14 protein-coding genes are annotated in these 24551 nt (G+C 57.9%); 10 read left to right on the top strand and 4 right to left on the bottom strand.

Features of this window, described 5'->3' with window-relative positions:
* Positions 1-21 precede the first annotated feature (21 nt).
* Entirely contained in the window at positions 22-477 is a 456-nt protein-coding gene (accB, locus tag ABNT34_RS18370; RefSeq protein WP_348734251.1) for an acetyl-CoA carboxylase biotin carboxyl carrier protein, read from the top strand.
* Between the two features lie 16 nt (positions 478-493).
* Positions 494-1837: an acetyl-CoA carboxylase biotin carboxylase subunit gene (accC, locus tag ABNT34_RS18365; RefSeq protein ID WP_348734249.1), complete on the top strand. Its 1344-nt coding sequence runs from the start codon at positions 494-496 to the stop codon at positions 1835-1837.
* A gap of 62 nt (positions 1838-1899) precedes the next feature.
* Here the strand turns inward: accC and ABNT34_RS18360 are convergent, their stop codons facing one another.
* A complete protein-coding gene (locus ABNT34_RS18360; RefSeq protein ID WP_348734247.1) occupies positions 1900-3039 on the bottom strand; it encodes a glycosyltransferase family 4 protein in 1140 nt (379 codons plus the stop codon).
* Between the two features lie 199 nt (positions 3040-3238).
* On the opposite strand from ABNT34_RS18360, the gene prmA reads away from it, so the two are divergent.
* The gene (gene prmA / locus ABNT34_RS18355) at positions 3239-4120 is read left to right on the top strand and encodes a 50S ribosomal protein L11 methyltransferase (RefSeq protein ID WP_348734245.1); all 882 of its coding nucleotides are present in this window, start codon (positions 3239-3241) and stop codon (positions 4118-4120) included.
* On the opposite strand, the gene ABNT34_RS18350 is transcribed toward prmA, so the two are convergent.
* A complete protein-coding gene (locus ABNT34_RS18350; RefSeq protein WP_348734243.1) occupies positions 4117-4863 on the bottom strand; it encodes a 4'-phosphopantetheinyl transferase superfamily protein in 747 nt (248 codons plus the stop codon). The genes prmA and ABNT34_RS18350 overlap by 4 nt on opposite strands.
* Positions 4864-5022: 159 nt before the next feature.
* Between ABNT34_RS18350 and ABNT34_RS18345 the strand changes: the two genes are divergently transcribed.
* The gene (locus tag ABNT34_RS18345) at positions 5023-5826 is read left to right on the top strand and encodes a MipA/OmpV family protein (RefSeq protein ID WP_348734241.1); all 804 of its coding nucleotides are present in this window, start codon (positions 5023-5025) and stop codon (positions 5824-5826) included.
* Between the two features lie 157 nt (positions 5827-5983).
* On the opposite strand, the gene ABNT34_RS18340 is transcribed toward ABNT34_RS18345, so the two are convergent.
* Both ABNT34_RS18340 and ABNT34_RS18335 read right to left on the bottom strand, forming a co-directional pair.
* Entirely contained in the window at positions 5984-16639 is a 10656-nt protein-coding gene (locus tag ABNT34_RS18340; RefSeq protein WP_348734239.1) for an amino acid adenylation domain-containing protein, read from the bottom strand.
* Positions 16640-16671: 32 nt separating this feature from the next.
* Positions 16672-18150: an MATE family efflux transporter gene (locus tag ABNT34_RS18335; RefSeq protein WP_348734237.1), complete on the bottom strand. Its 1479-nt coding sequence runs from the start codon at positions 18148-18150 to the stop codon at positions 16672-16674.
* A gap of 283 nt (positions 18151-18433) precedes the next feature.
* Between ABNT34_RS18335 and ABNT34_RS18330 the strand changes: the two genes are divergently transcribed.
* Genes ABNT34_RS18330 through ABNT34_RS18305 form a run of 6 tightly spaced genes read left to right on the top strand, consistent with a single transcriptional unit; the run spans position 18434 to position 24539 of the window.
* Complete coding sequence (locus ABNT34_RS18330; protein WP_348734235.1) at positions 18434-19129, top strand: ABC transporter ATP-binding protein; 696 nt, start codon at positions 18434-18436, stop codon at positions 19127-19129.
* Complete coding sequence (locus ABNT34_RS18325) at positions 19126-20520, top strand: FtsX-like permease family protein (protein WP_348734233.1); 1395 nt, start codon at positions 19126-19128, stop codon at positions 20518-20520. The genes ABNT34_RS18330 and ABNT34_RS18325 overlap by 4 nt, the downstream gene beginning before the upstream one ends.
* A 35-nt stretch (positions 20521-20555) precedes the next feature.
* On the top strand, positions 20556-21374 hold the full coding sequence (locus ABNT34_RS18320) for an outer membrane lipoprotein-sorting protein (RefSeq protein WP_348734231.1): 819 nt from the start codon (positions 20556-20558) through the stop codon (positions 21372-21374).
* 3 nt (positions 21375-21377) lie between these two features.
* Positions 21378-22655: a hypothetical protein gene (locus ABNT34_RS18315; protein WP_348734229.1), complete on the top strand. Its 1278-nt coding sequence runs from the start codon at positions 21378-21380 to the stop codon at positions 22653-22655.
* A 14-nt stretch (positions 22656-22669) separates the two neighbouring features.
* The gene (locus tag ABNT34_RS18310; protein ID WP_348734227.1) at positions 22670-23800 is read left to right on the top strand and encodes a histidine kinase; all 1131 of its coding nucleotides are present in this window, start codon (positions 22670-22672) and stop codon (positions 23798-23800) included.
* 7 nt (positions 23801-23807) lie between these two features.
* Positions 23808-24539 carry a LytTR family DNA-binding domain-containing protein gene (locus ABNT34_RS18305; RefSeq protein WP_348734225.1) on the top strand — a complete coding sequence of 244 codons (732 nt, stop codon included), beginning with the start codon at positions 23808-23810 and terminating at the stop codon, positions 24537-24539.
* The last annotated feature ends 12 nt before the right edge of the window (positions 24540-24551 follow it).

Raw genomic sequence — 24551 nt, 5'->3', positions numbered from 1 at the left:
ACCAAGTCAGGCGCAAACGTCATGGATATTAGAAAAATTAAAAAACTGATCGAACTTCTGGAAGAATCCGGCATTAACGAGCTGGAAATCACTGAAGGTGAAGAATCTGTGCGCATCAGCCGCGGTGGTCCGGTCCAGCAATATGCGCCGGTACACTACACCGCAGCACCAGCTGCAGCTCCGGCACCAGCTGCTGCAGCGCCTGCTGCTGCACCAGCGGCCGCAGCGGCTCCGGCAGTGACGGGTCATCAAATGCGCTCACCGATGGTCGGGACTTTCTACCGTGCCGCTTCACCAACGTCGAAGAACTTCGCTGAAGTGGGTCAAAGCGTCAAAGTCGGCGATACGCTGTGTATCGTGGAAGCGATGAAAATGATGAACCAGATCCAGGCAGACAAAGCCGGTACTATCACGGCCATTCTGGTGGAAAACGGCGAGCCGGTTGAATTTGACCAGCCTTTATTTGTGATCGAATAACCGAAAAGGCCGACACATGTTAGAAAAAGTGCTGATAGCCAACCGGGGCGAAATTGCGCTGCGTATTTTACGCGCCTGCAAAGAACTCGGTATCAAAACGGTCGCGGTGCACTCCACCGTCGACCGTAACCTCAAGCATGTGCTGCTGGCGGACGAGACCATCTGTATTGGCCCTGCCCCATCACCACAAAGCTACCTGAATATTCCGGCATTAATCGCCGCCGCCGAAGTCACCAACGCCCAGGCTATTCACCCGGGTTATGGTTTCCTCGCCGAGCGCGCTGATTTTGCCCAGCAAGTCGAAGAAAGTGGTCTGGTTTTTATTGGCCCACGTCCGGAATCGATCAGCCTGATGGGCGACAAAGTGTCAGCCATCGAAGCGATGAAAAAAGCCGGTGTACCTTGTGTACCGGGCTCTGACGGTGCGGTCGGTGACGACGCCGACACTAACAAAGCTATCGCTAAACGCATTGGCTACCCAATCATCGTCAAAGCCGCTGGCGGCGGCGGTGGTCGTGGTATGCGTGTTGTGCGCGGTGAAGATGAGCTGGTGTCATCAATTGAAATGACCAAAGCCGAAGCCAAAGCCGCTTTTGGTAATGACATGGTGTACATGGAGAAATTCCTGGAAAACCCACGCCATATCGAAATTCAGGTATTAGCCGACGGTCAGGGCAAAGCTATCCACTTGGGCGAACGCGACTGTTCGATGCAGCGCCGTCACCAGAAAGTGGTTGAAGAAGCGCCGGCACCTGGCATCACGCAAGAACAGCGTGACTTTATCGGTGGCCGTTGTGTGCAGGCTTGTATCGACCTGAACTATCGCGGTGCCGGTACTTTTGAATTCCTCTATGAAAACGGTGAGTTCTTCTTTATCGAGATGAACACCCGGATTCAGGTCGAACACCCGGTCACTGAGATGATCACCGGCGTCGATTTGATTAAAGAGCAGCTGCGTATTGCCTCTGGCATGCCGCTGTCGATTAAACAATCCGACATCGTCATTCGCGGCCATGCCGTGGAATGTCGCATCAACGCGGAAGATCCAAAAACCTTTATTCCGTCGCCAGGTACTATCACCCGTTTCCACCCGCCAGGTGGTAATGGTGTGCGCTGGGATTCGCATATCTATGCCGATTACACAGTGCCGCCAAATTATGACTCAATGGTCGGCAAACTCATCACTTATGGTGAGAACCGCGCTATCGCCATTGCGCGGATGCGCAATGCGCTCGGCGAGCTGCTGGTCGGTGGGATCAAAACCAATATCGAACTGCATAAAGAGATTATGACGGACGCCAACTTTAATCAGGGCGGCACCAACATTCATTATCTTGAGCACAAACTCGGTATCAAATAAGCATTCCTGATGCCAGAAAAAAGCCAGTCTGTTGTGCAGACTGGCTTTTTTATCCCGCTGATTTAGCTTAAAACTCCCGCGGAACGCTTACGGATATTTGCCAATAGCTGCAGCCAGTCCTGCTGCCAGCGTGATTTACTGAAACTCTGCTGCGCACTCTGCCAGGCCATTAACGCCAGCTGCTGGGCTTTATCCGGCGCGTCGAGCAACTGACTAAGTCGCTGCACCAGCTCAGCTTCATCAGGCATACAAATCAGCCCATTATGCTGGTCTAACACCATATTGCTGAGCCCACCGACGTTGGTTGTGACCACAGCACAGCCGGCAGCCATCGCTTCGGCGAGGCTTAACGACGTCCCTTCAGAGCCGACGGATGGTAGTAACACCAGATGATGCTGTAAATGCACAGCAAGACTTTCTGCCGGTTCATAACAGAAAATGCTGACGCGTGGCTCAGCAGCAAATTGCTGTTGTAGTGCCGGCAACAAAGGCCCGTCACCGGCGAAACTGACCTGCAGCTGCGGATAACGCTGTAACAGCGTTTGCACCACACGACTGGCCAGCGGAATACCGCGATAATCAACAAAACGGCGGGCGATCAACAGTCGGACCGGCCCTGTTGCCGGCCATTTTCGTTGGATCTGCGCCGCGCCGGCTAATTCGAGACAGAAGTTCGGGATCACCGTCCAGCGCTGTAGCGGGCTCATATCACGCAAGGTGCGATACCAGTTAATAAAGTTATGATCAACACAGACCAGGTCGCGGCACTGCCGCACGTAGGACAAATACTTGCGTTGCGACAACCAGCTTTTGACAATCGCCAGCAGGCCCGAACCTTTACCGGGTTTGTCCCAGGACACGCCGTGCTGGATAGCGATGGTGCGGGGTAAATCTGAGGGAACAAAATAACTGTCGGTAGCAAAAATCAGCCAATCAATGGCAGGGTCGAAATCCTGCCGGGCTGCCTGAAACAACGCATATTTTTTCCGGTTGCCGCGATAACCACGACAATCGATGCCCCGGATCTCAATGCCAGCGTAACTGGCGCTGAAGCTGTGCCGGGCCGGCTGCAACACAATAACCTGATAACCTTGCTGCAGGAACAATTCGCTTAAGGCGAGGATGTAATTTTCAATGCCGCCGAGGTGCAGCTGAGCAGTCTCTGGCAGGTAGAACTGGCGGTAAATCAGATATAACTTCATCGATGGATAGTCCCAAAACAGGAAAACCGCCATAGGTTATATTTTGATAAATATTTGTAAAGATAAAAAGTTAATTAATTTGTTTGTTTGTGTAAAAAACCAATCACCTAACCGCAATCTGATTTAAGCGCCAGTGCGCCTGCCGCTGTCGCGTGCAAACTGATATAATCCGCCGTTTTGACAGCTGCCGGAAATCGCTATGCCCTGGATCCAACTGCGCGTAAACACCACTGAAAAACATGCTGAGACCGTCAGCGACATGCTGATGAGCTGGGGCGCCCAAGCGGTGAGTTTTGTCGACGCACACGACACCCCGATTTACGAGCCGATGCCAGGCGAAGTGATTTATTGGGCTAATACCGTGGTGGTTGGGCTGTTTGACGCCGAACATCCGATGGACAAAGTGATCCGCAAGCTCGAACAAGTCAGCCTGTTTAAACAGGGTGTGCAGTACAAACTAGAGCAGCTGGAAGACAAAGACTGGGAGCGCGAATGGATGGACAACTTCCACCCCATTCGCTTCGGCAAACGCTTGTGGGTCTGCCCAAGCTGGCGGGAGATACCCGACCCAACCGCAGTGAATGTGATGCTGGACCCAGGCCTCGCTTTTGGTACCGGTACCCATCCCACCACCGCGCTTTGTATGGAATGGCTGGATGCGCAGGATTTAACAGATAGCCTGGTGGTCGATTTTGGCTGTGGCTCCGGCATTTTAGGTATCGCCGCGCTGAAACTCGGTGGCAAACGTGTGGTCGGCATTGATATAGACCCGCAGGCGATTGAAGCCAGCACCGCCAACGCGGCGCGTAACAATGTCGCCGGCCAGATTGAACTGTATTTACCCAAAGACCAGCCGAAGTTAGAAGCAGACGTGGTGGTCGCCAACATCCTCGCCGGCCCGCTGGCGGAACTCAGTCAAATCATCAGCGCTTATGTCCGTCCCGGTGGTTTGCTGGCATTATCCGGCATTCTGGAAAGCCAGGCCCAATCGGTGATAGATGCCTATAGCGCAGAATTTGACTTTGACCCGGTCGCCGTCAAAGACGAATGGGTGCGCTTAAGTGCACGGAAAAAAGCCTAAACCAGGCTACAAGGCATAGCTGTGCGGCTGCTGACTTCGGTCAGCACCTGCACGCCATATGTATCAGTTTGATAATCCAGCCAAATCTCGGTACCGGCGCACCATGCTGCCGACCAGTCTTGTGTCAGTTGCAACAACATTTGCGAAGCGGTCAGCGCGATAATCCGGGCGGCACTGAATTCCATGATTTGCCGGCAATCCGGATACAAAGCTTTATACAGCGCTTCTTTGCCGGCAAAAATTAACGTCAGTAGCTGCGGCAGCGGAATATTGCTGTGTTCAAGCTGACACCAGCGCAGCTCCTCCGCCGATAAAATGGCTGGCGTCAGTTCTGCGCACTGCCCCGTCGTCAGCCATTGCTCCAGATCCACGCCCAGACGCAGCGTGCTGTTGCTGGTGCTGCTGCCGGCATGCCCAAGCCCGACCAGCACCCGCTCGCCGCTATGTGACACCGAGCCTTGCTGACCGGCAGGCCAACAAGGACTGCGGTCAGCGCCCGGCAGAATTTGCGCGAGTCCAAGCCCCAGCTGTTGCTGTAGCTGACGCAATAACAGCCGCGCCGCCAGATATTCCGCCTGACGTTTGGGTACCGCCTGCAACACAGAGGCCGGCAACACAACACCCGTATCCTGTGCCAGCTGCGGCAAATCAGCCGCTCGCCGCAGCGCCCCAAAACCGGCCCGGCATAAAGTCCAGCTCCGCCACTGCCATTGCTGCAGCTCGTCAAACCATTGCATAACCATTGTTGTTCCCATGTTGAACTGCAGCTGAAACGGACCGCCACCCGTCCGCAATGTCGGCGGTCTGTCGGCTGTGAATACCATTAATCACATAACAAAGCCGGCTTTGCCATGGCTCGGTAAAGTAAGGCTCCCTGACCCTTATTCTGACAAGGAGCTTTTATGTCTGCGTTATGTCGCCCTTCCCGCCTGCAGGCCCGTTTACTGACCCGATGTGCCGCGCTGCTGCTGAGTCTGCCCTCTGCTGTCGCACTCGCCGACCCATGGCAATTTGAAGCCGGTGCCGGTGTGATCAGCCAGCAACAGGTCTGGAAAAAAATGCCGGCTGTCACCAGTGCTATCCCATATTTTATTGCCAGTAACGGCGCCTGGCGCCTCGGCTTTGAACAGGGCAATCTGGTGAGCTACAGCTTCGTCCAGGATGAAAACTTCCGCCTTTACGCCGGCGCCGGCATCCGCGACAACGGCTACGACGCCGACACCAGCCTGAGCTCCACACTATCTGATGACCCGGTGTTTAACGGCTATCAGGCCCCTGACACCGAGATCACCGGTTCCATCGGCATGCGCTGGTACTGGTTCTCAGTACAGCTGGCGCAGCAACTGAACGAAGACCGCAATGCGCAGGTCGCAGATCTGGCACTGGAACTGCCGCTTTATCAGCACAGCTCAGGGTTTCGCCTGATGGCGGTAGCCACTGCCAGCTGGATGAATGAAGATTACACCCAGCGGATTTATGGCGTGGCACCCGGCAATCAGAATCTCAGCGTCGGCCGGCCAGTGTTTCAGCCGGAAGCTGAAGTCAATTACCGGCTGGACCTGCGCGTGCAATATCCACTCAGTGCCCAGACCGTGCTGCTTGGCAGTGCCGGTGTCACGCAACTGGCTGACAATCTGCAGCAAAGCCCGCTGGTAGACGAAAAACGCAGCATCGACGCGATGTTACTGTTGGTGTATCGCTTCTGACCCCGTTATTTACGCCCGCACAACCCGCCAAATGGCGGGTTTTTTATTGCGCGGTTTTGCCAATCCGTTGGGGCGAACCGGCTGATACAACAGTGCATTTGCTTAAAGCTGCAGTGCCCGGCGCCACCACGCCGCCGGGCATTCTCAGCCAACAGCTTTACAACAATGCGGCTAACCGGGCCGACAGCGCAGACGCCGACAACATAGCCAAATGATCCCCTTCGACTTGCTGCAGCTGCAGACTGCCTTGCAGATATCGCTTCAGCTGCTTGCGTAATTGCGCGCGCGGATGCACTGCGGCAAATTCGTCGCCATAAATCAGCCAGCTTTGCCCGGCAAACTTCGGCCCCGGCTTAAACTGCTGGTACAACCCGGCCTGCGCTGTCGCCACCGCCAGCAAAGCATCCAGCTCAGTCTGCCAGCCGGTTTGCGCCAACAAACCAGCCTGTTGCATCAGCTGCGCCAGCGCCACACGATATTGCGCCGGCGCGCTAAAACTCTGCGCTGGTTGACCCAATGCCCGGCATAACAGCTGGTACATCTCAGTCGCCGCGTCGGCCATTGCACTGCTGGCGGCCACCGGCTGTAAATCGACATCAAGCAGGCACAAAATCACCTCTTCACCCTGAGCCTCCAAAGCACAAGCCAGCTGATAAGCGATACGGCCGCCGAGCGAATGGCCGGCGATACGATAAGGCCCCTTTGGCTTTACCGCGCGCAGTGCAGCCAGATAGTCTGCGGTCAGCGTTGCCCAGTCCTGATGCGGCGTCAGCATTCCCAACCGTCCCTGTGGCTCCGCCACCCAGACCTGGGCGTGGCCGCGCAGCTGGCGCGCCAAAGGCAACATGGCCGCGCTCACGGCGCCAGCGCCCGGGATCAGCCACCAGTCCGGCAATCCTGCTTGCGGCTCCAGCACCACCCAACGCACCGTATCAACAGGGTCAGCATCTGCTGGTCGCTCACCGGCATCAATCAGTGCTGCCAGAGCACGGATATCGGCATGACTGAACAGATCCGCCAGACTCAGCTGCGGCCATGCCGCAGCACGGCCATGCTGATTCACTTGTTGCATCAGCGAGATACTCAATAAGGAATGGCCGCCAAGATCAAAGAAACTCGCCGTCACATCGTCCACAACAGCGCCGAGCACCTGCTGAAAAATCTGCTGCAGTTGCCGCTCAGTCGCGGTCTGCGGCGGCTGTTGCTGTTGCTGCTGCGCTTGCGGGGACGGCAAGGCTTTGCGGTCAATTTTACCGTTGCTGTTCAGCGGAAAGGCCTCAAGCTCCAGCCAATAGGCCGGTTGCATATAGGCCGGCAACTGCTGTTGCAGATAGTTGCGCAGCTCCTGCTCAGTGACCTCAGCCGCAGTGCGGCGCTGCCAGTACAACACCAGTTGCGGCTGTTCGCGCACGGTCAGCGCCACAGCTACCGCCTGTTCCACGGCCGGATGCTGGCGCAGCTGGCTTTCAATGTCGCCCAGCTCTATCCGGAAACCGTTGATTTTCACCTGATGATCCAGCCGGCCCAAAAAGGCCAGCTGGCCGCCCGGCAATTGCCGCACCAGATCGCCGGTGCGGTACATCTGTTGCCCCAAAGTGCGGCTGTGCGGTAAAAACGGATCCGGCAGGAAGTGCCGCGCGGTCAGCTCAGGCCGGTTGCGATAACCGGCGGCGACACAAGGACCACTGAGCACCAGCTCACCGGCCACGCCCGGCGGTTGCAACAGCCCGGCGGGGCTTAATACATAACTGCGGATACCGGGCAATAAATCTGCCACCGGCGCCACGCCTTGCCCAGCAAAATCGGCCGCGCTGCGAACAGGCGCCGCCGACACCCAAATCGTCGCTTCGGTCGGCCCGTACACATTCCACAAAGCCCCGCCGCCGGCCAGTAACTGCAGCGCCAGCGGCTGACTCAGCGCTTCGCCGCCGCATAACATGGTCAGGCCGGGGCGGCTGGACCAACCCGACAACAACAAACCTTGCCAGGTGGCCGGAGTGGCCTGCAGCAAGCCGATGTCATAGCGGTCCAGCCAATGCTGCAATAACTGCGGATCACGGGCATCTTCAGTCTGCATCAGCACAGTGCGGCCGCCCCACAACAGCGGCAGCCACAGTTCCAGCACCGAAATATCAAAAGTCACAGTGGTGATGGCCAGCAGCGCCTGCTGTGGCTGGAAACCAATCCGGGCGGCCATTTGATTCAGGCATTCCACCACCGAACTTAAATACACCTGCACGCCTTTGGGCTGACCAGTCGAGCCGGAGGTGTAAATCAGATACGCCAGCGGGTCGTCCGGCAACTGCAGCATTGGTGCACTGACGGCTTGTTGTCGCACCCGTCGCTGTTGCTCCGATGTATCACAGAGCCACAGCGCTATTGCGCCGGCTTGCTCGGCAAGCGGCTGATAACAGCTGCTGACCAGCGTCACTGCCACCTCAGCATCCGCCAGCACGGCTTGTAAGCGCGCCGCCGGTTGATTGGGGTCGAGCGGCACATAAGCACAACCGAGTTTCCACAGCGCCAGTATCGCCAGTGGCAGTTGATGATCACGCCGCATCAGCAGTGCGACCCGTTGCCCGGGCTGCAGTCCGGTTTCAGCTAAGGCGTGTGCCAGCTGATTTGCGCCAGTGTCTAATTGCTGATAACTAAGCGCCTGCTGCGCATCTGCCACCGCAATGTCGTCGCTATAACGCAGCTGTTGTTGCTGCCACTGCGCCAGAAAATCAGCCCGCCGGGCAAAACTGGTTCTGTCTTCTGTCAACACCGGTTGTGCCGCCAACAGCTGTTGCTGCTGGGCACCACTTAGCAGCGGCAAGCGCTCCAGTGGCCGCAAGGCTTCAGTGCGCACCAGTCTTAAGGTCAGCAGCAGCGCATCGAGCAGCGCCTGCGCCGTCTCGGGACGGAACAAGGCACAGGCATAATCCAGCCGCAACAGCAGTTGCTGTTGTTGTTGCTGCAGATTCAGGCTGAGGTCAAATCGCGCCTGCACTGTATCCGGCGGCAATAACCTCAGGCCTTGTGCGGTCAGCGCGCTGTCGTCCGACACATCCATCGACATAAACACCTGAAACAACGGATGGATCGCCGCTTCCCGCGGCGGATTCAGCAGCGCCACCAACAGTTCAAACGGATAATCCTGATAGTGCTGGGCACTGTGCAATTGTTGCCGGCTTTGTTCCAGCAACGCGGTGAAATGCTGCGTCGGATCGCAGTGAAGCCGTAATACCAGCGTATTGACAAAAAATCCGACCAGCCCTTGCAATGCGGCCTGTGTACGGTTCAGTACCGGCGTGCCAATCACAATATCAGGCTGACCACTCCAGCGCGCCAACACATGGGCAAAGGCGGCATGGCACAGCGAGAACAAACTGGCCTGATGGCTGTGGGCAAACTGCTGCAGCCCCTGCAGCTCTTCCAAAGTCAGCGCAGCGCTGACACTGGCGCCGCGGTCATCCGGTGTTGGCGGCCGGACAAAATCCAGCGGCAACGCATGCACCGGCGGTAACTGCGCCAGGCTGTCACGGAAATACTGCTCAGCCGCAGCAAAATAGCCGGCAGCGGCCAGCTGGTGTTGCCACAACGCATAATCGCCATATTGCAGCGGCAACGCCGGCAGCGTTAAAGCCGGTTTTGTCACAGCAGCCTGCTGTTGTAACTGTTGATAACACTGCAGCAGGCCATTAATCAGTAAATCAACCGACCAGCCGTCACCGGCAATATGGTGCAGATTAAACAGCAGGTATTGTTGCTGTTCGCAGTGCACGAGCGCCAGCCGCCACAATAAATCTTGTCGCAAATCAAAGGGCCGGCGCGCATGCTCAGCCGCAACTTTGCGTAATTCCGGCACATTCGCCACCTGCAGCTGTTGCAGGTGGAACTGCACGTCCGGCAGCACGCGCTGCCAGCTCTGGCCGTCCTGCTCCAGCAGCACAGTACGCAGGATTTCCTGTTGTGTCGTCAGCAGCCTGGCCGCCTGTTCGAGCAATGCGCCGTCCAGCGGTGCCTCGAGCTGAATGGTCGCACTGATATGATATTGCGCTGAGCCCGGCTGCAGTTGCTCGATAAACCACAGCCGCTGCTGGCTGAACGACAGCGGCAGCAGCGCATCGCTGCTGCGTGGCTGCGCGCTAAGCTCTGGCCATTGCTGAGTTTGTTCCTGTAATAACGCAGCCATCGCCGCCAGACTGCTGTGGCGGAAAATATCCCGCACCAGCAGCTCGCGGCCAAACTGCTGCCGGATCAGTGCCAGTAAGCGGATTGATAACAACGAATGGCCACCGAGCGCAAAAAAATCACTGTGCCGGCTTTGTACGCTGACGCCCAGCAACTGCTGCCACAGCGCCGCCAGTTGTTGTTCAACGCCCGCTGCCGGTGGCTCACCTGCGCTGTGGGCAAAGGCCTGCTCATCAGGCTGTGGCAGGGCTTTGCGATCAATTTTACCATTGGGCAGCAACGGCCATTCCGCCAGTTGCTGGATGGCCGACGGCAACATAAATTGCGGTAATTTGCGGCTTAAGTGCTGGCGCAGCTGTTCAGTATTTATCGGCTGTGCGGCACGTAGATAGGCCAACAAGCGCCAGCTGCCCTGCGGCTGATCCGCCAGCACCAGCGCACTGTCGACCGCCGGAAATTGCAGGATCTGCGCTTCGATGTCGCTGAGTTCAATGCGAAAGCCATTGATTTTGACCTGGTCGTCCTGCCGGCCGAAAAACTCCAGCTGACCGCCGCTGTTCCAGCGCGCCAGGTCACCGCTGTGATACCACAGCTCGGTCTCATCTGCATCTGGCAGCGGCGCCGGACAAAACACCGCGGCGGTTTGTGCCGGCCGGCGCAGATAACCACGGCTGACACCAGGCCCGGCTAGCCACAACTCACCAATGGCGCCTGGCGGTAACAAACGCCGCTCTGCATCGAGAATATAACAACGGTTGGCGCCAACCGGCCGGCCCAGCGGAATTTGATGCTGGCGCGGCACCAACTCAGTGATGGGGTAGCAGGTCGCAGTGACTGTGGTTTCGGTTGGGCCATAGGCATTGATTAACCTGATATGCCCGGCGCTGCTGTGCAACCAGCGCCGCACCTGCGGCAGTGGTGCCGCTTCGCCGCCGATAATCACCAACCGCAGCGCCTCAGCAAAAGCATCCGGCAAGGCACTGGTCAGCTCGCTCCAGAACGCCGTCGGCAGATTCAGTACGCTAAGCTGAGCGTCCTGCACTTTAGACCAGAATAACGCCGGGCTGTCCAGCCAATCGGCTTCGCGCAGCACCAGGCAAGCGCCGCTGTACCAGCTGGCAAAAATCTCTTCAATCGAGATATCAAAATTGATACTGCTGAACTGCAGCACCCGGTCCGCTGGCACCAGCTGATAAACCTGCTGCATCGCCTGAGCCAGATGTAACAATTGCGGCTGTGCGACCAAGACGCCTTTCGGTGTACCGGTCGAGCCTGAGGTGTAAATCAGATAGACGTCTGCATCCGGCTGCACCGCTGGCAGCGGCGCAGTAGCGAGTTCTGCCGACAACTCCGGGCTGAACCACTGCAACCAGCATTGCTGCAGCACCAGGCAGCGTCCTGTCGCGCCGACGTCAAAACGATCCGCCTGCGCCGGCTCCGTCAGGATTAACGCCGGTTCGGCATCATCGACAATTTGTTGTAGCCGCGCATCCGGATAGGCCGGGTCAAGCGGCAGATAAATGGCACCCAGCCGCTGCAGCGCCAGCACAGTGACTAACAACGGCACCGAACGCTGCAGGCACAGCGCCACCACAGCACCTGCTTTGATGCCTTCGCGCTTAAGCGCTGCAGCGACTAGCTGACTCTGTTGCCACAGTTGCTGATAACTCAGGCATTCGCTGCCGTGGGCTAAGGCGGCCTGATCGGGCTGATGTTCTGCCAGCCACGCCAGCTGTGTCAGCACAGTGGGCGTCATTACAGTTGGCGCTGGCTGCGTCAGCTCTGTCGGTGGCAACAGTGCGGTGTCCGTGAGCAGTTCGCCACGGCCGCTCAACAACAAAGCGCGCTGCCCGCAACTTAACGCATCAAGCTCAGTCCAGCACGTGTTGGCCAGCGGTACCTGCAACAACTGCTGCAACAGCGCCTGATAACTGTCGGCGAAGCGTTCGATGCTGACCGGACTGAACAGATCAGTGTTGTATTCAAAAGCAAATGCAAAGGCAGGGCTTTCAGTGCTGACTTCCAGCGTCAGCTCAAAACGCGCCTGTTGCTCGCTGCCTGCCGCTTTACGCAGCTGTAAATCACCGAGCTGCATATCTGCCAGCCCCGGCGGGTCCATGCTGAACATGATCTGAAACAGCGGTGAATATTGGCTTTGCCGGACCGGCTGCAGCGCTTCGACCAGTTTTTCAAACGGATATTCCTGATGCTGCTGCGCCAGCGCCACCTGCTGCTGCACTTGTGACAACAAGCTGCTGACGGACCAGGCCGGGTCCAGCGGTTGGCGCAGTACCAGCGTATTGACAAAAAAACCGGCCAGATTGCCAAGTTCAGGTTGCGCGCGGTTGGCCACCGGCGTGCCGATCACCAGGTCGCGGCTCTGGCTGTATTTTTCCAGCAACAGATAAAAGGTCGTTAATAACAGTGTGAACAAACTGACCTGCTGTTGGCGGGCCAGTTGCACCAAGGCCTGGCCCTGCTCCACCTCAAGCTGAAATGCCAGCCAGCCGCCCTGTTGGCTCTGTTGCTCCGGCCGGTCAAAATCGAGCGGCAACTGATGCACAGGCGGCGCTCCGGCCAACGTCTGTTGCCAGAAACTCAGTTGTTGCTGCCAGTGCTGCTGCACGGCCTCACTCTGTTGCCATAACACATAATCGGTGTATTGCAGCGGCAGCGGGCTCAGCACATCCGCAGACGGTGATGTGGCCAATGCCTGATACAAAGTGGCAAATTCACTGGCGAGCACCGCCATCGACCAGCCGTCGGTGGCGATATGGTGCAGGTTCAGCACCAGCAGCCCACTGTTGTCCGCGCTTTGCAGATACCAGGCGCGTAGTTTCAAATCGGTAGCCAGGTCAAAAGGCTGCGCCAATAACGCCGTGACCCGCTGTTGTAAGGCAGCGGCGCTGAGATGAGTCACATCCGAGTATTGCAGCAAGGTGTCTGGCAGCGGCTGCGGCTGTTGCCAGAGCAAACCGGCGTCATCTTCATAAAGCCCAAAATGCAGCGGCTGATGCCGCGCCACTAACGCCAACAAGGCCTGGTCGGCGCGTTGATGGTCAAATGGCCCGTCCACTTTCCAGACGAGCGGCACATGGTACATGCTCTGTCCCGCCGTCCAGCGCTCAACAAACCACAGCCGCTGCTGCGATGCCGACAACGGATAACGCGGCTGCGCCGGTAATGCCTGCAGAGGCGGCAGACCTGTGATCTGACCGGGCTGGCTGGCGGCTTGCTGAGCAGCATCAATCCGCCGCGCCATGTCGGCTAAATCACTGCTGCCGACTATCTCGGCCAGCCCGACCGGGACAGGCCAGTGCTGGCGAACTTGCGCCAATAAGCGTGCGGCCAGCAGACTATGACCACCCAGCGCATAAAAATTGTCCTGCCGGCCGACTTGCGCCACTTGCAGCACCTCTTGCCAGAAGCCGGCCAGCGTCTGTTCGGTCCCGCCAAGCGGCGCGATAAACAGTGTGCGCTGATAATCATGTTCCTGCGGCAGCGGCAAGCCTTGTTTGTCCAGTTTGCCATTGGCAGTCAGCGGCATTTTATCCAACAGCACCAAAGCCGCCGGCACCATGTAATCCGGTAATGCCGCGCGCAGCGCCTGACGCACCTGTTCACGCACTGTCTCTGGCGCGGCCAGATAACCAATCAGCTCGGCCGCCGCTCCACTGCCAACCACCCGCACCACGGCTTCGCGCACGTTGGGCTGTGCCAGTAATACCGCTTCAATTTCTGCCAGTTCAATCCGGAAACCACGCAGCTTGACCTGCAGGTCAATCCGGCCCAGATACTGCAGCTGGCCTTGCGGCAACCAGCGCACTAAATCACCGGTGCGATACAGCTGACCGGCGGCAAACGGATTGTTGATGAATTTTTCACTGTTGAGTTCAGGCCGCTGCCAATAACCAGCGCCGACACCAGGCCCGCCAATCAGCAGCTCACCCGGTACACCCGGTGGTACAGGTTTTAACGCCGAATCCACCACATACAGCTGCGCTTCGGCGACACTGCCGCCCATCTGCATCCGTGGGAAGTCGGGTTGTAACTGGCCCTGAGTACAATAAATCGAGGTTTCGGTCGGGCCATAGCTGTTGAGTAAACGCCGGTCTTGTGCCCAGCGCCGTGCCAAAGCGTCCGGACAGGCTTCACCGCCAATCAGCAGTGTTTGCACACTACGCCAGGCCTCTACATTCAGATAAGGCAACAAAGCCGGCGTCAGCAAGGCATGGGTTAACTGATCACGCGCCACTGCTTCGTCCAGCGCCGCCGGGTCCCGCACCACCGCCGGCGGATACAGATATAAAGTGGCACCGCTGCACAATGCCAGGAAAAACTCGGCCAGACCGGCATCAAAACTAAAAGAAGCAAATTGCAGCACCCGGCAACCGGGGCCCAGCCCAAGCTGCGGAATTTGTTGCCACAATAACCGGTTCACCCCCAAATGGTGCAGTTGCGCGCCTTTAGGCAAACCGGTCGTGCCGGAGGTGTAGACCAGATAAATCAGCTGCTGCAGATCGCCGTTACACGGCGGTTTGCTGACCACCACGTCTTGCGCAGTATCCAGCGCCAGCAGGTCCAAATCCAGCCGCTGACAGCTTGCCGGCAGCGTCAGCGCGACGGAACTTTCACTGAGCATCAGGCTGGTCGCGCTGTCAGTCAGAATATGTGCAATCCGGCTCGCCGGGTAATCCGGGTCCACCGGCACAAACACCGCACCGGCTTTGAGCACAGCCAGCCAGGCCACCGCCTGTAATGGCCCGCGGTTGAGACTGATGCCCACCCGCTGCTGTGCAGCAACACCATGCGACAATAACAGCTGCGCCAGCTGGTTCGCTTGCTGGTCCAGTTCGGCGTAGCTGAGCTGTTGTTGCTGATACACCAGAGCAATCTGATCCGGCTGCTGCTGCGCCTGATATTCCACCCACTGCTGAATTTGCCAGTCGCGCCAGTGCTGCGGTAATGCAGTTGTCGTATCCACGGGTTGCGGTTGCTGAAATGTCTGTAACAGCTGCTGCTGGGAAGCTGACAGCCAACCGAGTTCACTCAGCTGCACATCCGGCCGCACCTGCGACTGCCCCTGCATGGCCATCTGCTGATACAGCGCCAATAACGCGTCCAGCCAGTGCTGCAGAATGTCGCTGGCAAACAACGCCGACGCATAATGCAGGTTCAGCGCCACCTGCCCTTGCTGTTCAATCAGTTCCAGACACAAATCAAAGCTGCTGACGCCGGGGTCAAACGGCAGATCCCGCACTTGCAGCCCAGGCAGGTCCAGCACCCGGTCGTCGGCGTTTTCATAGACAAACATCACATCAAACAACGGGTTCCGCGCCAGGGTCTGCCCCGGGCCTGTGCTGTGCCCCAGCAAATCTTCAAACGGAAAGGCCTGATGCTGATAAGCGCCAACACAGCAACTGCGCACTTGTCTGAGCAGCTCCGCCAGCGTTTGCTGCTCGTCAATGTCCTGTGCCAACACCAGCGTATTGGTATACATACCCATGGTGTGCTCGGCCGCTTCATTGCCGCGCACCACAGCCGGAACACCCAACTGCACTTCGCGCTGACGACACAGCCGCGACAGCCAGAGCTGGCAACCGGCCAGCAACAACATAAACAGGCTGACCTGATGCTGGCGCGCAGTCTGTTTTAAGGCGGCGGTCAGCGGCGCATCCAGCTGACTGAACAACCGGCCACCACTGAACGCCTGACGCGCCGGCCGGCTGTGACAAAGCGGCAGTTCAGTCGGCGGCCGTGTGGCCAGCTGTTGCTGCTGCCAATACTCGGCATCCTGCTGATAACGTGCGGATTGGCGGTATTGCTGCTCCCATTGTCCATAATCCGCATATTGCTGACTGACCGCAGGCAAAGGCTCGCCCTGATACAGCTGCAATAATTCGCGGACAAAGACTGACAACGAAAAACCGTCGCTGATCGCATGATGAAAATCGGTCAGCAACACATGATGATCAGTTGCCAGCTGCAACAACCAGACCCGTGCCAGCGGCGCCGCCGTCAGCTCAAACGGCTGCAGCAGCGCCCGTAACGCCTTGGGTAAGCTGTGGTGATCATGCGCCTGCCAATCCTGATATTGCAGGGCGAAATCGGCCGCCGGCAAAATCTGTTGCCAAAACAGTTCGTCCGAACCATCCCTTGTTTGCTGATGCAAAGTGGTGCGCAACACCTGATGACGCGCCACCAGCTGCTGCATCGTTTGCTGCAGCTTTGGCAAATCCAGTGGGCCCTGCAGTTCAGTTAATGAAGTGATGTGGTAAGACAATTCCGCGTCCGGCTGCTGACAGAGCAGATAAAGCCGCCGCTGCGCCGAAGTCATCGGCAGCCATTCGGGCTGCGCCTCTGGCACAGCAAGCACTTGCTGCGACAATGTATTCACAGCGAATGCAGTAACAGGAGGCGACTCAGTTGCAGCGGTAAAAGACTGCGGTATCACTGTGGCTGAAAGCGCCGCGGCAGAAGGCGCAGCAGCCGTGCTCCTGCGCTCTGCGGTTTGCGCCTGCAACTGTTGCAGCTGCACCGACATCAGTTGCTGCATCTGACTCATCCGTGCCAGTTGCTGCTTAAAAATTGCCAGCAGGGCCGGATGACGGCTGCGGCCTGGTTGGGAAGTTTTCACACATCACTCCTTTTCATCACATCAGGGGGCGGTCAGGCCGCATCAGAACAGGGATTGGCTGGCTCAGTCGCAGCCGGGGCAATAGCCTGGCGCTGCGGTGCAGACAGCGCCCGCGGCAACGGCCGCCATAACGCCAGTAACAGACACAAAGCACCCAGCGCGGCAGCCGCCACATCGGTGGCAACAAAAGCCCACCAAATGCCGCTGTCGCCCCACCAGGCCGGAAACAAGAAAACAAAGGGCAAGAAAAACAGATAGTTATGCGACAGGTAAATCAGCAGTGCCAGGCCGGCCCGGCCGGTCGACAGGAAAAAACCGGCCGAGACAAAAAACAGCGCATACAGCGGAAATGCCAGGCACGCGGCCTGCGTGATAGTAATAGCCGCAGTATTAACCGCCGCCGGCGCCATAAAAGCGCCATACAGCCATTGCGGCTGCAGGTACATCAGGCCATAAACAATGATGGCGTAGCCCAGCGTCCAGCCGAGCGCGGCATAAACAGTCCGCCACAAGCGCGATTGGTCGCCGGCCCCGGCATGAAAAGCCGCCAGCGTCTGAAACGCCGCCGCTAAGCCTTGCAACGGCATCACCACTATCACCATCATTTTGATAAAAAGGCCAAAAGCGGCAGTGGCGAGCAGGACGTCGGCCTGACTAAGCCCACCGGTCGAGGCCAACTGACTGTTCACCGCCGCCACCATCAGGCCGATGCCGAGCTGGTTTAAAAACAGCGGCAGCCCCAGCAACAGCAATTCACGTTTCACACCGGGTAAGGCACGGCGGCGTAACCAACGCAAGCCACTGTCTGCGGCTTTGCCGGCACCGCAGCACCACAGCTGTAGCCGGTTGCGCGGTCCCTGCAGCAGCCACCAGGCCAATAGCGCAGCCAGCAGCTGAGAGATGGCAGTCGCCACACCCGCGCCAAACACGCCCCAGTCCAGGCCTACAATCAACAATGTATTCAGCAGCACATTCAGCAGACAGCTGCTGACGACGACCAGCACCATCAGCCGAACTTTGGCCTGGGCCCGGAACACTTCACACCAGACCTGCGCCAGCAAGGCCGGCAACGTGGCCAGCAGCACCGGGTAACCATAATCCAGTGCAATCGGCAGCACATCGGCTGGTGTTTGCAGCAACGCCAGCAGCGCCGGCAACAGCACGCACAGACCAAGAGTCAGCAACAGCCCAAACCAGATCGTCAACACTGTGGCCTGCCAGATCGCTTTGCGGCCGGTCACCGGCTTGCCGGCACCGAGCGCCCGAGTTAATACACTGGCCAGCGCGCCACCGAGCGCAGTCCCCAGCGCCGCCACTAACATCTGCAGCGGAAAAATCACCGACAAAGCAGCAATAGCGCGGTCGCTCTGACTGAATTGGCTGATAAACGCCATGTCGACGGCATTGGCCAGCGCGCCAAATACCAGCGACAACATGATCGGCAACGCCAGCCGCCCAAGCGTTGGAAACACCGGCGCAGCGGCCAATGCGGATAAAGCAGGTCCGGACATGAGGTACTCCTGATTAAGAGCAGTCCCACCCGGTCAACAAAACCGACAGTGGCTGCCCTGCCAAAGTGCCGCCACAATATGACAAACGGTTAACACCGACTTGATGAAATGTTTATTTTTATCTGATGAAGCCCGCCAGAAAACCGCAACCAAAAACCCAGCCGCTTCTTATCCTCCCCCAGCGCACTTTGCGCCAAAAAACAACGCTTTATCACAATTCACAGCCAGTCATCGGCAAAAGCAGCAGGCTAAGCATCTCTGTTTTGCCTGAAGGAGTCCCGGCATGAGTCTGGCGCAACTGCAACATTTGTCGAAAACATATGCCCTTGGCCAGCTGCGGGTGCAGGCCCTGACAGATGTCAGCCTGCTGCTGCAGCCGGCCTGTTTTACCGTGTTGTCCGGCCCGTCGGGCAGCGGTAAAACCACGCTGCTGAATCTGATCGCCGGCATCGACCGGCCGGACCAGGGGGATGTGTGCATCGCCGGTCAGTCGTTGCAGCAACTGAGCGACAATGCGCTGACCGATTTCCGTGCCAGGCACATCGGTTACATCTTTCAGAATTTCAATCTGTTACCTGTGTTATCCGCTTTTGAGAATGTCGAGTATCCACTGCGGTTAAACCGCACACCGGCAGCGCAGCGCCGCAAAAAAGTGCTGGAATTGCTTGATGCCGTGGGCCTTGCCGACAAAAGCCAGCACAGGCCGAATCAGCTGTCTGGCGGCCAGCGCCAGCGCGTCGCCATCGCCCGCGCACTGGTGCATCAGCCGCTGTTGGTGCTGGCTGACGAACCAACCGCCAACCTCGACAGCCAGACCGGCGCCCAAATCATCCATCTGATGCGTGAGCTGCAGCGCCAGCATAAAACCGCTTTTGTGTTTTCCTCGCATGATCCGCAAGTGATCGCCAGTGCCGACCATCTGGTGTTGTTAAAAGATGGCCATCTGCAATCGCCACAACCCTTAAAGGAGGCCATATGATCGCTCTGGCCCTGCGCAACCTGTGGCGCAATCAGCGCCGCTCCGCCACGACTTTGCTGGCGATGATGATCGGCATGTTGTCGATTTTGTTATTTGGTGGCTACAGCCGCACTGTGTATTACGGCCTGGAAACTGATTTTGTTGGCCGCAGCGGCCACCTGCAGCTGCAGCGTAAAGATTATTTCTGGTTTGGCAGCGGCGACCCACAAGGATACAGCCTGCAAAATTATCAGGCACTCATCAGCGATATTCAGCAGGACCCTGAGCTGGCGCCTTTGCTGCAGGTAGTCACGCCGGTGCTGCAGTTTGGTGGTATTGCCGGCAACTTTGACGCCGGGCTGTCCAAATTGGTGATAGTGCAAGGGGTCGATGTTGCCGGGCAGAACCAGATGCGGCAATGGAACGACTATCAGCTGGCCATCACGCCGGAATTACTCAGCATGAACCCAGCTGCAGCGGACGAAGCCGAGATTGGCATCGGCGTCGCGAGGATGCTGCAACTGTGTAGTCAGCTGGCGCTGAAAGATTGCCCGCAAACCGACACCACATCGGGCACCCAATCCGGCCAGAGCAACAGCCTGTCCGCTGATCTTGCCGCGCTGGCAGCCCAACAATCTACAACCACTGATGCCGGCCAGACCGGTGCCAGACTGGAGCTGCTGGCGGCCAGCACCGGCGGCGCGCCGAACGTCAGCCGCCTGCAGATTAACCGGGCCGTCACCACCGGCGCCAAAGAGCTGGATGAAGTTTATCTGGCGATGCAGCTCAGTCAGGCACAAAGCCTGCTGTATGGCGAGGCCGGCCAACGCGTCACCGCGCTGCAAATTCAGCTACGCCATACGGCGGATCTCGAAAAAGCCCAGGCCAGGCTGCAGCAACTCATCGACAGCCGCTGGCAACAACAACCGCTGGAAGTCCATGACTTTCAGACGCTAAACCCGGCGTTTGGCCAGATCACCGGCATGTTTTCCGCCATCTTTGGTTTTATCACCATCCTGATCAGCGCCATTGTGCTCTTTACGGTCGGCAACACCATGAGCATGGCGGTGCTGGAACGCACGGTGGAAATTGGCACTTTGCGCACGCTGGGCCTGCGCCGCAGCGGCATCCGCCGGCTGTTTGTCAGCGAAGGCCTGCTGCTGGGCCTGACTGGCGCCATCTTCGGCACCCTGCTGGCGCTGTTGCTGGCCGGCCTGATTAATCAGGCCGGTTTTGCCTGGTTGCCGCCTGGCAGCAGCAATCCGGTGCCGATCACTATCCGGCTCTGGGGCGAACATCAGATGTTGCTCAGCATCAGCCTGACCGTGGTGCTGGTAGCCACGCTGTCCGCCTGGTGGCCGGCACGGCGTGCCGCGCAGCAGGACGTGGTCGATGCGCTGCGTTATGTCTGATTTGAAATCAGTCTATTAAATTCAAAGGTGATTTGATGAAAGCACTCCGCCATCTCACAGGCCTGCGCCCACTGTTGGTGTTTGGCCTGCTGCTCTGTGCAGCCACGACGCCGCTCGCCCCAGCGCAGGCGCATGAAAACAATCACGACGCCGCCCACACCTTATTGCAACAGGCCGATGACGTCAGAAACCCACGTCAGTCGTACCGGGTGACCTCGACGTTAATTGAATATCGCAACGGCAAAGAAATCAGCCGCAATCAGCTGGCCGTTTTTACCCGTTATGACGCAGACACCCAACAATTTCGCAACCTGATCCGCTTTTTGCAGCCCCGGCGCGACAACGGCAAGTTGCTGCTTAAAGACGGCGCCGACCTGTGGTTTTACGACCCGGCCGGCAAGGCCAGCATCCGGATCTCAGCACAGCAACGTTTATTGGGCCAGGCCGCCAACGGTGATGTGGTGACCACCGACCTCATCCGTGATTACAGTGCAATCCAGGCCGGACGCGCCACCCTGCAGGACGCCGAAGGGCAAAACCGGGATACCATCCAACTTGACCTGAGCGCCCGCCGTGCGGATGTTACCTACGCCCGCATGCAGCTGTGGCTTGACCCGAAAAACGGTCAGTCCGTTAAAGCCGCCTTGTATGCCCAAAGCGGTACTTTGCTGAAAACTGCCTGGTTTCGCCATTACAAACCGGCATTGGGGCAACTGCGGCCGACTGAAACCATCATCATCGATGGCTTAAATCCGCAGCTGGTGACGGTGATCCAAAGTCAGGATCATCAGGCGATGGACGTACCGGCGCAGTGGCTGCAACGCCAGGCGCTGGAAAATTTTAACGGACGCTGAGTGATGTGGCCGCTGCTGTATCTCAGCCTGCTCCCGGCGCTGCCCGATCTATTGCCAGCTCCGTTGCCCGGTCCATTGCCCGGTCCATTGCCGGCTCCGCTGCTGATGGCGCCTGCAGGCACTGATCCTATGCAACAAGCCTTTGCGCTGGCCGACAACAGCAGCACCGCCCCCGCCACAGCGCCAGACTGGCAGCTCAGCAGCGAACTGGCGCTGGCCAGCAACACGCTGCCTGGTGCGACAGAGCAACAATGGCAAAGCCGTTTGGCGCTTGACAGCCGATTCAGTCAGGCCAGCGCCGATCAATCGTGGAATCTGCGCTGGAACGGCCGGATTGACCGTTTTGATAGCAGCACGGGCGCGGGCAGCAGCACCGTACTGTCATGGAAAGAGCTGTACGCCGGGTATCGCTGGAATGACAGCTGGCTCACCGAGTTTGGCCGTATTAATCAAAAAAACGGCGTGGCTCGTGGTTTTAATCCAACCGATTTTTTTGCCGCAGCGGCCGTGCGGGCACAAATCTCACAGCAACCGGCCGTGCTGCGCGAACAGCGGCTTGGCAGCCTGATGCTGCGCCAGCAATGGCTGGGCGATGCAAAATCGCTGAGTTTTTTATTCAGCCCCAAGCTCAGCAGCACGGCAGACGACGCTACTCTCGCGCCCGACTGGGCCCGCACCAACAGTACTGATCGCTGGCAGCTCAGTGCCGAGCAGCAGCTCTGGCAAGGCTGGACGCTTGGGCTATTAGCATATCAGGCACAAGGCGAGGCGCGGCAATATGGTCTGAACCTGAGCGGCGCTTTGAATGAGCGCTGGTTGTATCACCTCGAAGCCGCGAGCGGCAGCCAGCCGCGCTGGCAAGCCGGGACCGAGCACAGCAACCGTCTGGCCACAGGTGTCAGTTACAGCCTGACGTTGCCAATGACGCTGACTTTGGAATGGCAGTATGACGCAGCAGGCCTCAGCCAGCAGGCCTGGCAACAACTGCTGCAACAACCAGCCGACTGGCAGCACTATTTACAGCAGCGTCAGGGCCAGTTACCGACCCGTCAGACCTTACTGCTGCAGGCACAAAGTCAGCAGTGGTCAGCAGGTTTTGACTGGTCCGCCTTGTGGTTACATGATTTGCAAGATAACAGTGATATGTTATTAACCGAATTAACATGGATTAAACCTGAGTATGACATAGTGCTGCAATGGCAATGGGCGCCTGGCCCGGACCAAAGCCACTTTGGTGCTGTCGGCAGCCAGTTGCAGCTGCTGTGGCGTTCTTACTTTTAACATGAGCTGAACTGATGCCTGCACCCGCTGCCCCGAAAGATCTGCGCCACTGGCTGCGTGAGATCCTGATTTTACTGGCGATTAACTTTGTCATTGCCAGTCTGATGTATCTGCTCGACGACAGCACCAGCTGGCCGGTGAAACTGATTTATGCCAATGCGGTCGGTGGCTGTATCTGGGGTCTGACTCAACTAGGCCATCTGGTAGCACGCCAGCGTTTGCCGGTTTGGCTCATCCAGTTGCTGGCCGTGCCGCCGGGTTTGTATCTGGGGCTGAAAATCGCTGCAGTGCTGGGTTCACCCGACGTCTTTCAGTTTATGCAGCAAAATCCGGACATCGGCTGGCGCAGTCTGATTTTGCCGCTGGTGGTGGCTATCATCGCTGCCAGCTTTGTGCTGGTGCGTTATCAGGGCCAGGTCTATCGCGCCGAGCTGGAACGCGAGCGCCGGCTGCTGGCCGAATATCGTCAGGCCGACACCCAGGCGCAGCTGATGTTTTTGCAGGCGCAGATTGAACCGCATTTTTTGTTTAATACTCTGGCTAACGTGCATAGCCTGATTATGTTTAATCCGCAGCAGGCGCAAACCATGCTGACGCATTTTAACGGTTATCTGCGCGCCAGCCTGCAACGTACCCGCCGGCCGCTGTCAACTTTGCAGCATGAGTTAGAACTCATTGAAAAACTTTTGGAAATTGCCCGCATCCGCCTTGGCGATCGGTTGTCATTTTGCATCGACATCGCGCCGGAACTACACGGCAAACTGCTGCCGCCGCTGCTGCTGCAACCACTGGTGGAAAATGCGCTGGCGCACGGTATCGAGCCTTCGCTGCACAAAGGCCATATCCGCGTGCATGCTGAACTGCATGACGAGCAGCTGTGCCTGAAAGTCACAGACGACGGTGTCGGGCTTGAAGCCCAGACCTTGCAGTCAACCAGCGGTATTGGTCTCGCCAATGTGCGCAACCGCCTGCATCACTTATATGGCGACAAAGCCAGGCTGGCGCTCTTCGACAATCCGCCGCATGGCTGCATCAGCGAACTGTGTTTACCACTGGCTGCGCTCGATACGCCGCCGGCCGTGTTATTGCAGGAAGCACCACCTGCAGAGCCATCCTCCCCCCGTGCCGCCTTTAACCAAGAGTAATAGCTGTATGCCAACTGCATTAATCGCTGACGACGAACCCCTGCTGCTGAATTATCTGTGTGACCGGCTGCGCCATCTGTGGCCGGAACTGGAACTGGTTGCCACCGCCCGCAATGGCGTGGAAGCGCTGAGCCTGGTGCATCAGCACAAACCGGATTTCGCTTTTCTGGATATCCGCATGCCAGGTCTGAATGGCCTGCAGGTCGCCGAAAGCCTGCATCAGACCCGGGCGGTATTTGTCACCGCTTTTGATGAATATGCCGTAGCCGCCTTTGAACGGGCGGCCGCCGATTATTTACTGAAACCAGTGTCCGATGAGCGCTTAAAAAAATGCATAGACCGGCTGCGCCAGCAGCTGCAACCCGACCCGGCACTGCTTACCAAATGCCTGGCCAGTCTGCAGACCCAGCATAACAAACTGCATTGGTTTCATGTTGGCCTCGCCAATCAGACCCGACTGGTGGCGCTGGATGAAGTGTTATTTTTTCAGGCCTCGGACAAATACACCGAACTGGTCACAGCGCATGAGCGTCACGTGATCCGCACCCCGCTCAAAGAGCTGATTCGCCAGCTCGACAGCCAGTGGTATGCCCAGGTGCACCGCAGTTACATCGTCAGTCTGCGCGCTGTCGCTTATGTCGAAAAGGACCTGTTTGGCCGCCATCAGATCCACTTAAAAGAACACGCGGATGTGTTACCGCTGAGCCGCACTTTTGCGGCGCAGTTTAAACAAATGTAAGGAAACAGGAGT

It is taken from the genome of Rheinheimera texasensis, assembly GCF_964031785.1.
GTDB classification, from domain to species: domain Bacteria; phylum Pseudomonadota; class Gammaproteobacteria; order Enterobacterales; family Alteromonadaceae; genus Pararheinheimera; species Pararheinheimera texasensis_A.
This window is presented reverse-complemented; position numbering and strand designations above follow the sequence as displayed.

Bases quoted from the DNA above. Each gene is read 5' to 3' on its own strand.
- accB (WP_348734251.1), top strand. From the start codon at position 22: ATGGATATTAGAAAAATTAAAAAACTGATCGAACTTCTGGAAGAATCC.
- accC (WP_348734249.1), top strand. From the start codon at position 494: ATGTTAGAAAAAGTGCTGATAGCCAACCGGGGCGAAATTGCGCTGCGT.
- ABNT34_RS18360 (WP_348734247.1), bottom strand. From the start codon at position 3,039: ATGAAGTTATATCTGATTTACCGCCAGTTCTACCTGCCAGAGACTGCT.
- prmA (WP_348734245.1), top strand. From the start codon at position 3,239: ATGCCCTGGATCCAACTGCGCGTAAACACCACTGAAAAACATGCTGAG.
- ABNT34_RS18350 (WP_348734243.1), bottom strand. From the start codon at position 4,863: ATGGTTATGCAATGGTTTGACGAGCTGCAGCAATGGCAGTGGCGGAGC.
- ABNT34_RS18345 (WP_348734241.1), top strand. From the start codon at position 5,023: ATGTCTGCGTTATGTCGCCCTTCCCGCCTGCAGGCCCGTTTACTGACC.
- ABNT34_RS18335 (WP_348734237.1), bottom strand. From the start codon at position 18,150: ATGTCCGGACCTGCTTTATCCGCATTGGCCGCTGCGCCGGTGTTTCCA.
- ABNT34_RS18330 (WP_348734235.1), top strand. From the start codon at position 18,434: ATGAGTCTGGCGCAACTGCAACATTTGTCGAAAACATATGCCCTTGGC.
- ABNT34_RS18325 (WP_348734233.1), top strand. From the start codon at position 19,126: ATGATCGCTCTGGCCCTGCGCAACCTGTGGCGCAATCAGCGCCGCTCC.
- ABNT34_RS18320 (WP_348734231.1), top strand. From the start codon at position 20,556: ATGAAAGCACTCCGCCATCTCACAGGCCTGCGCCCACTGTTGGTGTTT.
- ABNT34_RS18315 (WP_348734229.1), top strand. From the start codon at position 21,378: ATGTGGCCGCTGCTGTATCTCAGCCTGCTCCCGGCGCTGCCCGATCTA.
- ABNT34_RS18310 (WP_348734227.1), top strand. From the start codon at position 22,670: ATGCCTGCACCCGCTGCCCCGAAAGATCTGCGCCACTGGCTGCGTGAG.
- ABNT34_RS18305 (WP_348734225.1), top strand. From the start codon at position 23,808: ATGCCAACTGCATTAATCGCTGACGACGAACCCCTGCTGCTGAATTAT.